The 15,562-nt window shown below is 67.8% G+C and carries 11 protein-coding genes; 1 reads left to right on the forward strand and 10 read right to left on the reverse strand.

Annotated features, from left to right (window positions below; all coding sequences use genetic code 11):
- Nucleotides 1-4 precede the first annotated feature (4 nt).
- The 10 genes from GVY64_RS22820 to GVY64_RS22865 form a co-directional block, all read right to left on the reverse strand.
- Nucleotides 5-1,801 carry an alpha/beta hydrolase-fold protein gene (locus GVY64_RS22820; RefSeq protein WP_159844762.1) on the reverse strand — a complete coding sequence of 599 codons (1,797 nt, stop codon included), beginning with the start codon at nucleotides 1,799-1,801 and terminating at the stop codon, nucleotides 5-7.
- A 222-nt stretch (nucleotides 1,802-2,023) separates the two neighbouring features.
- Nucleotides 2,024-3,064 carry an alpha/beta hydrolase gene (locus tag GVY64_RS22825; protein ID WP_236567066.1) on the reverse strand — a complete coding sequence of 347 codons (1,041 nt, stop codon included), beginning with the start codon at nucleotides 3,062-3,064 and terminating at the stop codon, nucleotides 2,024-2,026.
- Nucleotides 3,065-3,943: 879 nt separating this feature from the next.
- On the reverse strand, nucleotides 3,944-5,005 hold the full coding sequence (locus tag GVY64_RS22830; protein WP_159844765.1) for an alpha/beta hydrolase: 1,062 nt from the start codon (nucleotides 5,003-5,005) through the stop codon (nucleotides 3,944-3,946).
- Nucleotides 5,006-5,309: 304 nt separating this feature from the next.
- The gene (locus tag GVY64_RS22835; protein ID WP_268895666.1) at nucleotides 5,310-6,377 is read right to left on the reverse strand and encodes an alpha/beta hydrolase; all 1,068 of its coding nucleotides are present in this window, start codon (nucleotides 6,375-6,377) and stop codon (nucleotides 5,310-5,312) included.
- A gap of 229 nt (nucleotides 6,378-6,606) precedes the next feature.
- Nucleotides 6,607-8,538: a flagellar motor control protein ZomB gene (gene zomB, locus GVY64_RS22840; protein ID WP_159844872.1), complete on the reverse strand. Its 1,932-nt coding sequence runs from the start codon at nucleotides 8,536-8,538 to the stop codon at nucleotides 6,607-6,609.
- A gap of 4 nt (nucleotides 8,539-8,542) precedes the next feature.
- The gene (locus GVY64_RS22845; RefSeq protein ID WP_159844770.1) at nucleotides 8,543-9,469 is read right to left on the reverse strand and encodes a decaprenyl-phosphate phosphoribosyltransferase; all 927 of its coding nucleotides are present in this window, start codon (nucleotides 9,467-9,469) and stop codon (nucleotides 8,543-8,545) included.
- 1 nt (nucleotide 9,470) lies between these two features.
- Nucleotides 9,471-10,034, reverse strand: coding sequence for a phosphatase PAP2 family protein (locus GVY64_RS22850; protein ID WP_159844874.1), 564 nt, complete (start codon nucleotides 10,032-10,034; stop codon nucleotides 9,471-9,473).
- A gap of 74 nt (nucleotides 10,035-10,108) precedes the next feature.
- Complete coding sequence (locus tag GVY64_RS22855) at nucleotides 10,109-12,043, reverse strand: glycosyltransferase (RefSeq protein WP_159844773.1); 1,935 nt, start codon at nucleotides 12,041-12,043, stop codon at nucleotides 10,109-10,111.
- 7 nt (nucleotides 12,044-12,050) lie between these two features.
- The gene (gene glf / locus GVY64_RS22860) at nucleotides 12,051-13,277 is read right to left on the reverse strand and encodes a UDP-galactopyranose mutase (protein ID WP_159844776.1); all 1,227 of its coding nucleotides are present in this window, start codon (nucleotides 13,275-13,277) and stop codon (nucleotides 12,051-12,053) included.
- Nucleotides 13,278-13,516: 239 nt separating this feature from the next.
- Nucleotides 13,517-14,239, reverse strand: coding sequence for an SDR family NAD(P)-dependent oxidoreductase (locus GVY64_RS22865; protein WP_159844779.1), 723 nt, complete (start codon nucleotides 14,237-14,239; stop codon nucleotides 13,517-13,519).
- 109 nt (nucleotides 14,240-14,348) lie between these two features.
- Between GVY64_RS22865 and GVY64_RS22870 the strand changes: the two genes are divergently transcribed.
- Nucleotides 14,349-14,981 (forward strand): TetR/AcrR family transcriptional regulator, encoded by a 633-nt coding sequence (locus tag GVY64_RS22870; RefSeq protein ID WP_159844782.1) that lies wholly within the window; start codon nucleotides 14,349-14,351, stop codon nucleotides 14,979-14,981.
- Nucleotides 14,982-15,562 lie beyond the last annotated feature (581 nt).

The following is a 15,562-nucleotide window of genomic DNA, read 5'->3' on the forward strand; positions in this document are numbered from 1 at the left end:
TTCGTCACAAGCTGTGCACCTCCGGTTTGCCGTCGCGCAGCGTGATGAAGCCGCCCTGGAAGTTCTGCTGGACGCCGTCGGAGATGGGGAACTCGTCGCCGGTGGGGTAGCCGAGTTTGCCGTTCTCATAACCCGTCTCGCGCCAGGCGTCCAGGATCGGGCCGTTGCGCACGGCCCAGGCACCCGAGACCGGGCTCCAGTAGATGTTGCCGCCTTCGAATTTGCTGTAGCGGCCCAGGTCCTTCAGCGGCTGCTCCTCCGCGACGGGGAAGCCGAGCGGGCTGTTCTCGAAGCCCAGCTGGGCATATTTGCCCAGGATCAGGCCCTGGACGCGGTGCACGCCGGTGGCCTGGCTGTAGTAGAACGGACCGTTCTCGAAGCCTTGCACGGCGCCGTCGCGGCTCGGCGTCTTGACCTCCGGTCCGATCGGGTAGCCGGCGGGTCCACGTTCGAACCCCTGCTTGCCCCACTCGTCCAGGATCGCGCCGCGGACCATGTGCACGCCGGTCTGTGGCGTCCAGTACAGCGAGCCGTTCTGGAAGGCCTGGAACCTGCCGCGGCCGTCCTCCAGCGTCCGCTCCTCCCCCGTCGGCAGCCCCAGCGGACCGGTGGGACCGGCCGCGGCCTGATAGCCCGCGCCGAAGAAGCCGACCGGGTACGCCCCGCTGCTCGGCGTGTAGAACACGCGGCCGCCCTTGAAATCCTGCGCGGTGCCTCCCGCCACCGCGTACTCCCCGGTGAGGCATTCGCCGAGCCAGCTCGCCGCGGCGGCCACCGGGCCGATCGCGCCGCCCGGCTGGCAGGCGGGCTTGCCCTGGTCGACGCCCAGCGCGGAGGCGGCCTGATTCCAGGACTGACGCATCTCGAAATCCCAGTACGGCCAGGAATGGGTGCCGGACGGGCGATAGTTCACCTGTGCCGGAATGGCCAGCTTGGACAGCTTGGTCACGAAATTCTGCGAGGTGAGCCGGGACAGGATCTCCAGCCCCATGCCCGCGACGTTCGTGCTCACACCGGGGATGCCGAGGGCTTGGTCGTAGGGCCCGATCGCGCCGCTGCCGCTGGAGATGTAGAGGCTGACGCCCCGCAGCTTGTCGGCCAGCATGTACGGGTCGTGCGCCTCCCACTCCGGGCCTGTCTGCGGGCCCCACATGGCGGCGGCGTCGTAACCGCCCGCGTCGCGCATCGCGAACTCGATGGCTTGCGGCATGCCCAGCGTCGTCGTGGTCAGGAAGCCGGAGTACGAGGCGGCGTGCCGGACGAAGCCGGGATTGCGGGCGGCGAGGAGCATCGCGGCCGTGCCGCCCATCGAGAGCCCTTCCATGCCGCGCACCGGCGTCGCCCGCCAATGGCTCTCCAGCAGCGGCGGGAGCTCCTTGGTGAGGAAGGTCTCCCACTTGTAGGTGCGGCCGTTGTCCGGCTCGAGCCAATCGGTGTAGAAGCTGGACTGCCCGCCGACCGGCAGCACGACGGTGACGTTCTTGTCGGCGAAGAAATCGACCGCGCCCGCCTCCTTCGTCCAGCCGTTCTCGTCGTCGGTCGCGCGCAGACCGTCGAGCAGGAAGAGAACGGGGAACCGGGCTTCCGGGCGGGCGTTCCAGTCCCGGGCCAGCAGCAACTGCACCTGGATCGGCACCCCCATGGACGGCGAGGTCACCCAGAGGGCGACGCGACGGTCGCTCAGCCACTGCACCCTCTCCAGCACGGGCGCGGCCGTGGCCACCGTGGGTTCCGCGCCCGCGGGCGCCTCGACGGACGCACTCACGGCTAGGGGGATCACCAGTGCGGTGGCGAGCAGCATGAGCCGCTCGCGTGCCGAACGAGCGACGAGACGCCCGCGTATGCCACAGCTACCGCGCGTAATCCCTGTCACAGAAGCTTTGTACTCCCGTTATAGCGACGTTTACGGGAGACACGCGCTTCCCAGCAAACTATGTTCGCCGACGCGCGATCGCGCCTGGCCCCGAACGCAATTCAGGCCGCACCGAAGCGGTGCGGCCTGAATGCGAACGGGCGAATCAGATCACCAGGCGCCGGTGGCGTCCAGGATCATGTTGCGCGAGGCGAACAGCTGGCCCTCCCAGTACTTCCAGGAGTGCGTACCGGCGGCCGGGAAGTCGAACCGGGCCGGGATACCCAGCGAGCTCAGGCGGGCCTGGAACGCGCGGGTGTTCACCAGCGAGAGGGCCTCCAGCGCCATCGCGTTGCCGGTGTTGAACACGCCGACCGCCGAGTTCGGCTGGTCGAACTGACCCGGCAGGCCGCTGGCGGCCGAGATGTACATCGGCAGGCCGCGCAGCTGCGGCGCGAACACGAACGGGTCCATCCGCAGCCACTGCGGGCTCCACGGCGCGGCCATGGAGTCGACGTTGTAGCGGCCGGCGTCCAGCATCGCGATGCGGATCGCCTCGCGCATGCCGGGCGCGGAGATGTTCAGGTAGCCCGAGTAGGAGGCGGCGAACTTGAACTGGTCGCGGTGGTAGGCCGCGAGAGCCAGCGCCGCGCTACCGCCCATGGACAGGCCGACGACCGCGTTGTTGGTGCGCGAGACGCCGTAACCCTCCAGGAAGGCGGGCAGCTCCTTGGTGAGGAAGGTCTCCCACTTGTAGGTGGTCTTCTGGCCGTTCAGGTTCGACGGTGCGTACCAGTCGGTGTAGAAGCTGGACTGGCCGCCGACCGGCATCACCAGGGTGATGTTGTCGTTCCCGAACTGCTGCAGCGCGTTGGTCTCGAACGACCAGGCGTTGCGGTCGTCGCGGGCGCGCAGACCGTCGAGCAGGTAGAGCGCCGCGTTGCCACCGCGCGCGGCCCACTGCACCTGCACCTTGATCGGGCCCATGCTGGAGGGGACCATCAGGTCCTCGAAGCCACCCGCGGGCGCTCGCAACACCGGCGCGTGCGCCGACGGCGCCGCGGTGGCGAGAGTCGGGGTCGCCAGACCTGCGGCGATCGGAAGCGCCGTAACGGCGGCACCGACAGCCAGAATTCGACTACGCCACCCGCGAGCCGCGCCTCGCCGTCCCGACTGTGTTCTCTTCGGCGCGGCCGCCCTGCCGAAACGCATGAATCCTGCTCTCTTTCTGCTGTTGTGGTGCCACTCGCCGCCCTAGGGGCGAAGCGGCACCCGTGTTGCCAACGAGACGCGCGTCACGGACATGGTCCCGACAATCCGACACCCGTGACGGCGCTACAACGATCTGGTCACACTTGCGCTCGCTGGACGATATTCGACGGCCCTCGCTTTAGCAAGATCCGTGGTCTTTCCACTGGCGAAATCCGTCCGTTCACACAAGGTAATGGTGCGGTGACCTTATCGCGTTCTCGCGGTGATGTCGTGTTGGAACGCAAGATATTTGCCCTACTGGCGAGAACTGTCACCGCCCCGAGATCTTCGCAATCCCGGCATCCGCCCCGCCCTGGATGCAGCCCCGAAGCCGTCTTCTGTGGACAAGCGACTCCCGCTGCCCAGTGACCGAACCGTGATCAGACCGGATATCTGCCGTGATAGCCGCCGAGAAGGCGCCGAGCAAACACATGCGAGCACCGTCGACCGTCGCATAGCGACTAGTCAGCAAACATTGCGGGTTCGCACGGCACAGGCCCCCGAGCTGACCCCACGTGCCCCCTAAGGCACGCGCCACTCCCCAGCTCGTTGCTCAACCCCCTATCCCTACTCGAAAGCCCACCCCTAAGCCCCACTAACTACACAAAACCCCGAACAAATGCCCCCGACCAAGTGCACACCCCGAAGCGCAAGATCCCCCGCACCGAACCCACCGGGGTGCGAGTCTTACGAGTGCCGTTCGCGGCCCGGCTCGTGTCAGAGCGGACGAAGCGCATGCGCCGCGGGCGCGAGTCTCGTCCGCTCTGACAGGAGCCATGAAGGGGCCGCGAACACCCAGCGCCACAGGCGCTGGAAAACAAACACAGCCGCAAATCCGGCTCAGCCGATGTTCGCCGACAGATCGGGGATCATTCGCATGGCCTCGTCGGCCCAGTTGTTCCAGGCGTGAATGCCGAACGGCGGGAACGAGTAGACGGCGTTACCGCCGCCAAGGGTCGCCATGCGGACCTGGAACGCGCGGGTGTTCGCCAGCGCCAGGGTCTCCAGACCCATGCCGTTGAGGGTGTTGAAGCTCGGCGGGTCGGAGGCCGAGGGCAGGCCGCTGGCCGCGGCGATCCACAGCCGGGTGCCGTTGCGGACGAGGTTGGGCGCGAAGACGAAGGGATCCATTCGCAGCCACTGCGGGCTCCACGGGGGGGCCATCGAGTCCACGTTGTAGCCGCCCGCGTCCAGCATGGCGGCGCGGATCGCCTCGCGCATGCCCGGCGCCGAATTGTTCAGATACCCGGAGAACGAGCCCGCGAAGCTGAACTGATCCGGATGGTAGGCCGCCATGGTGAGCGCCGCGCTGCCACCCATGGACAGGCCGAAGGCGCCGTTGCGATTGGGGTTGAAACCGAGCCGGTCGCGCAGTGCCCAGCGCAGGTTGTTGGTCAGGAAGGTCTCCCACTGGTACCGGTAGCTCTTACCCGGCCCGCCCGCGAAGCCGTCGAGGCCGCCGGAGCCGGTGCTGGAGCCCGCGCCGGCCGGGACTCCGAAGAACTCGCTCGGCGCGATCCAGTCGGCGTAGAAGCTCGACATGCCGCCGACCGGCATGACCACGTTGATATTCTGGCTCGCCAAGACCTGCGGGATGTTCGTCTCGATCTCCCAGCCGTTCAGCGTCTCCGGCGCTCGCATGCCGTCCAGCACGTACACGACGCGGTTGGTGTTGCCGTCCGCGGCGCGCAGGATCCGGGTCTTGATCGGGCCCATGCCGGAATCGACCCAGAAATCGAATGCCGCGGGGTCGAACGCCGCCGATGCCGTGGCGCCGGGGCCGCCGATGGCCGTGCCGAGCGGCAACAGCATCGCTACGGCGACGCCCAGGACAGACCGTCGCAACCACGAGCCGGATGTTCGAGACCTTCCGGGCCCGCGCTTCCCGCGCGCACTACGCATCACAGTGGACCTTTCCCTCGGGCGGCCGATTCGGCAAACTTCCAGCGATCTCTGCCGGTACCCATCGAGTGCCGAGTACGCGGCGTCCATCGAGAAACGAGGCGAATCGAACTCGATGCATGTTGAACAGGTATCAATCGACAACGAATGCCTTCATGTTGCTGGATGGTGATCCAGACCACAACTACCGAAGCCGCTTTCTCTTCTATTCGTTGCCTAAGTACCCGCGGACGACCGCGTAAACGCCGAAAGACCGCTCTGCGCCGGTGACGCGGAGCGGTCTTTCGTCGCTGCCGGCGGGTTACTACCCGATGTTCGCGGACAGATCCGGAATCATCCGGTAGACCTCATCGGCCCAATAGTTCCAGTTGTGCACGCCCACGGCCGGGAAGTCGTAGGTGACGTTGTTCGCGCCCAGCGTGAGCATGCGAACCTGGAACGCGCGGGTGTTGGCCAGCGCGAGCGCTTCCAGGCCCATCGCGTTGAGCGTGTTGAAGCTGATGCCGTCCGCCCCACTCGGCAGACCGCTGCCCGCGGAGACCCACAGGCGGGTGTTGTTCGCCTTCAGTCGCGGCGCGAATACGAACGGGTCCATCCGCAGCCACTGCGGGCCCCACGGCGGCGCCATCGCATCGATGTTGTAGCCACCCGCGTCCAGCATGGCCACGCGCAACGCCTCACGCATGCCCGGCGCGGAGATGTTCAGGTAGCCGGAGTACGAACCGGCATAACGGAACTGGTCGGGGTGGTAGGCCGCCAGGGTGAGCGCCGCGCTGCCGCCCATGGACAGGCCGAACACGCCGTTGCCGTTGGGGTTGAACCCGAGCCGGTCGCGCAGCGCCCAGCGCAAATTGTTGGTGAGGAACGTTTCCCACTTATAGGTGCTGGTCTTGCCCGGGCCGCCCGCGGAGCCGGTCAGCAGGCCGGATCCCGAGTTCGCCGAACCGGTGGAGGACGAGCCCGCGCTGCCGAGGCCGAAGAAGTCGCTGGGGCCGTTCCAGTCGGCGTAGAAGCTGGACTGTCCGCCGACCGGCATGACCACGTTGATGTTCCACTTGGTCAGCTCGCGCACGACCTCGGTGTCGATCTCCCAGCCGCTCAAGTCGGTGCGCGCCCGCATGCCGTCCAGCGCGTAGACCACGCGCCCGGTGTTGCCGTCGGCGGCGCGGAAGACGCGCGACTTGATCGGCCCCATTTCGGAATCGACCCAGAAGTCGAAGCCATCCGGATTGAACGCGGCGGAGGCCGGGGCGGCAGGGCCTGCCACCGACACCCCGAGCGGTAGCAGAACAGCCAGCGAAACCAGCATGGATCGCTTGAGCCAGGAACCTGCTCTTCGAGTTTTCAGACGACGCCCGATCACGCCTCGCATCAGTTTCAACCTTTCGTTTCACAAGCGACAGCGGCAAGCCGTCCACACGGTAACCCGCCGATGCCCACGACCCGTGGACGCCAGGCCGGGCATACGGTCGTAGCGTATATCGGTATCGACACGGTGGCGTTACCAAAAAGAGATAAAGCGAGGTACGCCACTTTATCTACCTCGCACAATGGGGCCACTGGGCCCACCGTGTCCGATGGGCCCACTGTGATTCCAGAGGTCAGCGTGGCGCGACCGGTTGCGGGAACGGATCGACCAGTCCGCACCGCTGGATCTCGTACTTCGGCACCCGATCGATGCGGTACTTCGCGAACCGCAGCGCGTTGCGCAGGTTGTGCCGGAACCGCTCGAAGGTGAGCGGATCGCGGTAGGAGATCATCAGCGCCTGGGTGTCGGGGCAGGACATCGCGGTGCGCGCCTGGGTGACCCACTTCTCGTCCAGATACCAGGGCATCCACGGCTTCTTGTCCACCATGCCGGTGTCCACGACGACCCAGTCCGGGTACAGGCTCTTGTCGTGTCCGATCCGGCCGTCGGTGAGCCGATCGGTGTGCGCGGCCAGCGGGTAGGCCAGGCCCATCGGATCGATCACGGGCACGTCCAGCGGAACGTTCATGCTCGTCATCCCGAGATTCAGGAAGTAGACCGTGTGCCCGGCGCCGCCGGCCGGAATCGGCTGGGGCGGTGGCGCGATGTACCAGAACATGAACGACGGCGAGTTGAGCAGCAGCCCACCGTTCGGACTGTTGGCGATGTCGTCGACCATCGCGCGGATACGCGGATAGTCCAGGTAGTCCTCGGCCAGGATCGGATGGTCGTGCCCGGTGTTGAGCACGTAGTAGACGCGCTCGTCGACGATGCCGGTCGAGGTGATCTTGGTGCCGGTCTTGATCGCGGTGGTGTCGGCCGCGAACAGCGCCCAACCGGCGACCGCGACGAACGCCACGGCGATCGCCGCGAGGGACCAGTCGGCGGTGGTCGCCGCGCGCAGCCCGCCCTGCGGCGCCCGGATCGGAATGACCGCGACCGGCAGCACCAGCAGGAACAACTGCGGCAGCAGCATCCGGCCGTGCATGAAGTCGCCGCCGACCCGCAGCGCGTAGACGGTCAGGAGAAACCCGCTGAGCAGGACCGTGGTGACCACCGCGCCCGGCGAACGCAGCCACACCCGGAGCCGGTGCACCGACCAGCCGCGCGCCTCGTCACCGGCGGTCCGGCCCGGCCGCGTGCGTGCCGCGAGCACACCGGCGATCAGCAGCACCAGCAGCGGCGCCCACAGAAAGTACGGACCGACCAGGTCCCAGAGGTAGGTGAAGCCCTGCCCCCATTTGGCGCCGCCCGCGTCCTTCGCGACGGCGGTGTTGGGGTACGGCAGACCGTAGTAGCCCATCCGCCAGATCTGGTACCCAAGCGGCACCAGCCCGGCCACCACGACGATCACCGCGCGCAGCACGATCGGGCGCAGCCTGCTCTCCGGCATCGGGGCGAAGAAGATCATCAGCAGCGCCAGCGCGCCGACCAGCGTCATCTCGGGACGGATCAGCGGGGCGAGCCCGGCGAGGAAGACCAACCCGAGCAGGCCCGGCATGCGCACCGATTTCGCCTGGCTCCAGCGCATCAGCTGCCACCACAGCAGGCCGATCCAGCAGATCACCAGGCCGCTTTCCAGGCCCGAGGTGACGTAGTCGCGGGCCGGGGGAAGCGCGATGTAAACCAGCACGCCCGCGGGCAACAGCAGGCCGGCGCCCGTTCCGCCCCACAGCCGCGCCGAACCGAGCATGGCGAAGACGATCGCCGCCAGCGACACCGTGATGGCGACGCCGAGCACCACGTACTCCAGCCGCGCCTGGGTCAGCCAGCTGAAGAACCAGACCAGGTAGGTCCACGCGGTGCTGGTGTTGGTTTCGACCCGCTCGCCCGCGTTGAAGACGGGACCGTTGCCCGCCAGCAGATTGCGCACGGTGCGCAACACGATGAGACCGTCGTCGGCGATCCACCGTCGCTGCCAGCCTCCGACCCCGAAAAGGACAACGGTGAGCGCGATCCCACCGACGAACGTGGCTTTGGACAGACGCGCGAACCGCGACGCGGAGCGGGCCTGCGCATCGGCAGGCCGCTCCGCCGCGTATTCCGTTTGCTCCGCTACCAGCATCTCGTCAGGTGAGATAGACAGCGACACCTACCGCTCCGATCCAGGCGATTGCGAGGAACTGCAGGACGCGGTCCCCCAGCGCGATCTCTTCCGGCTCCCCGGCCTCGCCGCCGTCGACGTCGACCGCGTAACGCAGGATCGCGATCGTGAACGGGATCATCGAGATCCCGAACCAGTTGGTGTCCTTGATGCCGTCCTGCTGGAAGGCCCAGAGACCGTAGAACACCACGACCGCCGTCGCGGCCAGCGTCCAGATGAAACGCAGGTAGGTGGGGGTGTAGTACTCCAGCGACTTGCGGATCTTGGCGCCGGTGCCCAACGCGATCTGAAGTTCCGCGTAGCGCTTGCCCGCCGCCATGAACAGCGAGCCGAAGGCCATGATCAGCAGGAACCACTGCGACAGATCGATGTCCGCCGCCGCGCCACCGGCCACCGCGCGCAGCAGGAAGCCGGAGGACACGATGCAGATGTCCAGCACGGCCTGATGCTTGAGCCCGAAGCAGTAGGCCAGCTGGATACCGATGTAGACCGCCATCACCACGGCCAGATGCCACGAGGCGAGGAACGATCCCGCGATCGACCCGGACAGCAGCAGCGCCGACAGCAGGTAGGCCAGGTTCACCGGGACGACGCCCGCGGCGATCGGCCGGAACCGCTTGGTCGGGTGCGCCCGGTCGGCCTCCACGTCGAGCGCGTCGTTGACCAGGTAGATGCCCGAGGCCGCCATGCAGAACACCACGAAGGCGATGCCGACGTGCGCCAGCACGTCCACGTCGGTGGCCGTCCCCGCCGCCAGCGGCGCGGCGAGCACCAGGACGTTCTTGACCCATTGCCGCGGACGGACTGCCTTGAACAGACCGCCGGCCAGCGTCTTGGGCGGGCCCTTGACTACCGCCTCGGCCAGGTCGGCGCCGGTCGGCTCTTCACTCATGTCAACCAAGGCTCTTTCTTGTGCGGTCACTGTCGAGTCTCTTTTCGGCGGCGAGCAGGGCGGCGGCCGACGCGGCGCCGAGCGCGGAACCGGCGAGCACATCGGTGGGGTAGTGCACCCCGAGGACCACCCGGGAAAGCAGCATCGGGGGGACGAGCACCGCAGGCAAGGGTAGCCCGGTCAATCTGCCGAGCAACACGGCCGCTGCCGTCGTCGAGGTCGCGTGCGAGGACGGGAAGCTCAGTTTGCTCGGCGTTCCCACGTTGACCTGCACCGACGGGTCGTTCGGGCGGGGGCGGCGCACGATTCGCTTGATGACGATGGAGGCCGCGTGGGCGCCGACCGCGCCGACCGCGACCCCGGCCCACTGTCTGCGCCGCGGCTTGTCCACCAGCCAGCCCGCGGCGGCGATGCCGACCCAGCCGAGCGCGTGCTCACCGAAGTGCGACAGGCCGCGCGCCGCAGAAACCACGGCGGGCTTGCTGCCGAGGGTGGCCTGCACGGCGTTGATGACGGCGACCTCCGGCGGCGCCTGCTGCCCCGCCGTCGCCGGTTGCGCGGACACGGGGCCGCCGTGCCCGTTCGCGCTGTGCAACGGCGGCTGCGCCACCGCGTCGTCGGCGGCGCTCGCTCCCAGACTCACTGCTGCCCATCCTTCGTGTCGATGCCGAAGACCTTCTCCCACGCCGCGGTGCTGGTCAGCTGCGGGTGGGCGGCGCGGTAGCGCTGCTGCATCTCCGGGAAGCGGGCGGCCAGCTCCTTGCGCAGGCGCATGGCCTCCTTGAACAGGCCCAGCGCCTGGCGCGGGTCGCGCTTGCGGTAGACGACGCCGCGCCCGTCAGCCGTCGTGACGGTGACGCCGTCGACCTGCGAGAGCAGGAACCAGCGCGCGTCCAGGGTCGGCACGTTCAATTGCGGGGTCTCGTGGTGCTCGGGGTGCGCGGGGCGGAAGTTGTGCACCACGCCCTTGGCCAGCCGGACCACCTTGGCGATCGGGTTGGCCGGCTCGCCGACCGCGCCGACGCCGATGTGGCTGGCCAGCGGCAGTTCCGTGGACGAGGGCAGGATCACCGCGTCCGGATACTGCCTGCGCAGTTCGTGCACCGCGCCCAGCGCACTGGGCAGCAGCTGGAACAGCCGTTCGGGACCCGCGAGGAAGTCGCGGATGGCGAGGTTCTGGATCGCGACCGTCGAGTACTCGAGGCACAGCAGGTGTTTCAGCGTGGCCTTGATCGTGTCGACCACCATGCCGCGCCCGTTGCCCGGCAGGTGCAGCGAGGCCACGACCAGGCGATTGCGCAGGTGGAAGTACGCCTGCCAGTCGATGGCGTCGTCTTTGTCGCTCCAGGCCATGTGCCACACCGCCGCGCCGGGCAGGGTGACCGTCGGGTACCCGGCCGCTCGGGCGCGCAGGCCGTACTCCGCGTCGTCCCACTTCAGGAACAGCGGCAGCGGCTGGCCCAGCTCCTCGGCGACGCGGCGCGGGATGACGCAGGTCCACCAGCCGTTGAAGTCGACGTCGATGCGCCGGTGCAGCAGCTTGGAGTTGTCCCGGTCCTTGAGCGGGTACTTGGAGAAATCGTGGTCGTACTCGACGTTCGGCGCCGCGGTCCACATGAAGATGCCGCGATCGACGACCTCGCCCATGACGTGCAGGTGCGAGCGCTCCTGCAGGTTGAGCATCTGGCCGCCGACCAGCACCGGCGACTTGGCGAAGCGGGCGAAGGCCAGCGCGCGCAGGATCGAGTCGGGCTCGATCTCGATGTCGTCGTCCATGTAGACGATGTACTCGGCGTCGGTGGTCTTCAGCGCCTCGTACATCACCCGGCTGTAGCCGCCGGATCCACCGAGGTTGGGCTGGTCGTGGATGGACAGACGGTCACCGAGCGCCGCCGACGATTCCGCGAAGCCGGGTTCGTCGACGACCTTCCTGGTGCCCTGGTCCGGGATGATGACGGCCTTGATCTTCTCCAGCACCAGCGGGTCCGAACCGAGGGCGGCGAGCGTCTTCACCGCGTCGGTGGGCCGGTTGAAGGTGGGCATGCCGACCGCGATGCTGCCCTCGCCGGGCGCCTCGACCGGCGCGTACCAGCCTCCGGACAGCAGCGTGACCGCCGTGTCGCTGGTGATGTCGAACCAGATCCAGCCGCCGTCCTCGAACGGGCCCAGATCGGTCTCGAACTCGACGACGACCGAGTCGGCGCCGGTCGCGACCGCGAATTCCTTGCCCTGCACGTGGATTCGCGAACCGTCGGCCTTCGAGCGGTACACGTCCACTCGGCCGTGGCCGGCCAGTTCCAAGCGCAGCACCACCGACGACAGGACGCTCCAGCGCCGCCAGTAGCTCGCGGGCAGCGCGTTGAAGTAGGTGCAGAACGAGACCTCGGACTCCGCGCCGATCGACAGCGAGGTGCGAGTGGTCGCGTGCGCACGCCTGGCGTTGGTCTCCGACTCCTCGACATAGAGCGTGCGCACGTCCAGCGGTTCACCCGGCCGGGGCAGGATGATGCGCTGCAGCAGCGACTTCGCGCGGGTCTCGGTGGTCATGTCTTCCAGAATGGATTGGGAGGTCATCGCGCTCCTAAGCCTCCTGGTCGACCAGCGGAGCGCCGTCCGCGAGATGCGGGCGCAGCACGTTGTCGAACATGCTCAGCGCGCTGCCGATCGCCATGTGCATATCGAGGTACTGATAGGTGCCGAGGCGGCCGCCGAAGACGACCTTCGCGGTGGCGGTCTCCTGCTTGGCCAGCTCGCGGTAGGCCAGCAGTTTCGCCCTGTCCTCGGGGGTGTTGATCGGGTAGTACGGCTCGTCGCCGGTCTGCGCGAACCGGGAGTACTCCCGCATGATCACGGTCTTGTCGGCGGGGTAGTCGCGCTCGGGGTGGAAGTGGCGCGGCTCGATGATGCGGGTGTAGGGCACGTCCGCGTCGTTGTAGTTCATCACCGAGGTGCCCTGGAAGTCGCCGACCGGCAGCACTTCGGTCTCGAAATCGATGGTGCGCCAGCCCAGCTCGCCCTCGCTGTAGTCGAAGTAGCGGTCCAGCGGGCCGGTGTAGACCACCGGCGCGTCCGGGCTCTCGGCGCGCAGCTGCTCGCGCACCTCGAACCAGTCGGTGTTCAGGCGCACCTCGATCAGGTCGGAGGCGGCCATGTTCTCCAGCCACTTCGTGTAGCCCTCGCGGGGCAGGCCCTCGTAGGTGTCGTTGAAGTAGCGGTTGTCGAAGGTGTAGCGGACCGGGAGTCGGGTGATGTTGCCCGCGGGCAGTTCCTTCGGGTCGGTCTGCCACTGCTTGGCCGTGTAGTCGCGCACGAACGCCTCGTACAGCGGGCGGCCGATCAGCGAGATGGCCTTCTCCTCGAGATTCTGCGCGTCCTTGGTCTCGATCTCCGAGGCCTGCTCCGCGATCAGCGCGCGCGCCTCTTCCGGCGAGAAGTAACGGCCGAAGAACTGGGAGACCAGGCCGAGGCCCATCGGGAACTGGTAGGCCTGCCCTTTGTGCATCGCGAAGACGCGGTGCTGGTAGCCGGTGAACTCGGTGAACTGGGTGACGTAGTCCCACACCCGCTTGTTCGACGTGTGGAACAGGTGCGCGCCGTATTTGTGGATCTCGATCCCGGTCTCCGGATCCGGCTCGGAATAGGCGTTGCCACCGAGGTGGTGGCGCCGTTCGATCACCAGAACCCGTTTACCCAGCACGGTGGCGGCGCGTTCGGCAACGGTCAGCCCGAAGAATCCGGAGCCGACGACGATCAGATCGAACTGTGAGGCGGAATGGACGGAGTTACCCGGGGACGATGCGACGGTCACGGGAGCCCAGAGTATCGGAAGTCCCGGCCACGTCCGGGTGGAGTCGGAACTGTGCTCACCGGCACCGCTCGGCGTACCCGTTTTCATGTCCTCGACCTCGGCATTTCGCCGGAAGTTTGCCGTAATGGACTTCTCCGGCAACCGACCGGTTGTTTACTCCGGCGGCCGCAGGATCGCGCCCGGTCCCGAGGTGTTCTCCGAGTCCGGCCGGGCGCGATCAACGGTCTTTGCGCGTCTGCTCAGGCCGGGAAACCGACGTCGAGCTCGACGTTGTCCCTTTCGGTATACAGCCGCCAGTAGTGCTCGCCCAGCTCGTCGCCGCTCACGCGGACGATCTCCAGGCCGTCGGGGACCACTTCCGGATGCTCGTCGACGATCTGCGCGGCCTTGCTGCCGTCGATCAGCGCGCCGATGTTGAGCAGCCCGACATAGACGCCGGTGCCGCGCAGTTCCACCTCGAGCTGGCGCAGGTAACCGCGCTGCGCGGCAAGCGCGATGCCGAAGTTTGCCAGGTAGGGCGCCACGAAACGCTCGGACGAGCCCGACGAGAACAGCAACGCGCCGTCTCCTCGCTCCACCATCTTCGGCGCGAGCGCCCTCGTCACCAGGATCGGCGAGTGCAGCTTCAGCGCGATCGGAGCGTCCAGGGAAGGGATGTCCACCGCCAGCGTCGATGGCAGCCGGTCGCTCATGTTGCCCGCCGCGCCGTGCATGGCCACGTCGATCGGCCCGAGCGTCGCCTCGATCTCCGCGATCACGCCGGTGACCTGCGCGGCGACGGTCACGTCCGCGGGGAAGGCGGCGGCTTCGATACCTTCCGCCGCCAGCTCGTCGGCATGCCGCCGCGCCTTCTCCGGGTCGCGTCCGATGACGGCCACCCGGAACCCTTCGCGCCCGAATCTGCGTCCCGTGCCGACGCCGAGGCCGGGTCCGTACCCGAAGATCGCGATGGTTTTCGACATTGCCACTCCCGATTAAGTTGAGACCTGGTTCAAGTTCAACGCTGACGATAATCTAAGTTGAACCTATGCTCAACATATGGGGGGTGTATCCGATTTGTAGGATCGGGCCGTGGACAAGCCGTTACGCAGCGATGCCCAGCGCAACCGGGACGCGCTCGTGACCGCCGCCCGCGCCGTCTTCGAGGAGCGCGGCCTCGACGCCCCGCTCAAGGAGATCGCGGCTCGCGCGGGAGTCGCCATCGGCACCCTCTACAACCGCTTCCCCACCCGCGACGACCTCATCGCCGCCGCGGTCGAGGACCGGATCGAAGCGGGCAGCCGCATCGCCGAGGAAGCGCTGGCCATCGCCGACCCGTGGGAATCGTTCGTCTACCTGGTGGAACAGGTCTGCGCATTGCAAGCCGCCGATCGGCTGCTCAGCGAACTGGCCGTGCGGGCGGCGCCCAGCCGTGCCATCGCGCGGGCACAGGAGTACGGCCACGGCCTGATGCGCCGGATCATCACCCGTGCGCAGGAAGCCGGGGCCCTGCGCGCCGATTGGGTACTCGAGGACATCGCCTTCATCACCTGGTCACACACCAGAATCGTCGAGGCGACCAGCGACATCGCCCCCGAAGCCTGGCGGCGCCATCTCGGCCTGATTCTCGACGGCCTGCGCGCGGAAGCGGCTCATCCGCTGCCGGTGCCCCCGATCACCGAAGATCAACTGATGCACGCGCTCGGGCGCGGCGACCAGACCTAGTGGGGCGTGCCGTGGCCTCGAGTCGCCCCGAGTGAGCCCCTGACAGCGCGTCAGTGTGGCGGTAGCGACTGCGGGGCGGGTGGGTGTTGGCCGAACTGCGGTTCCGGTGGCTGAACACCGGATGGGGACACCGGAGACGCAGCACCGGACGGCGGCAACGGTGACGCGGCACCGAACTGCGGCATCGGTGACTCGGCACCGAACTGCGGCGCTGGTGGCCGGGTACCGAACTGCGGCGCTGGTGGCCGGGTACCGAACTGCGGCACAGGCGACCGGTGGCCGGGCTGCGGCGGCAGGGGCGCAAGTGAAACAGTGGGGCGGCTGGGCGGGCTGGTCGCGATCGTGCCGAACGCGACCGAGCAGAGAGCCGCCCGTTACCTTTCTCGTGGGTCCGATCCAGGGCCTCGGTCGCCGGGCCCGGTATGACTTCTTGCCCCTGTCTTTCGCATGATCCGGGGGGTGGTGTCGCCGGGTACCGGTGGCATCGGATGGACCGCTGATAGGGACAGGGCCGCATTTCAGGTCTCTTCGTAACGTGGGTGCCGGCCGCCGATGCCCGATCGGTGACCGCCCCGTGCTGA

Source organism: Nocardia sp. CY41, assembly GCF_009829325.1.
GTDB lineage: Bacteria > Actinomycetota > Actinomycetes > Mycobacteriales > Mycobacteriaceae > Nocardia.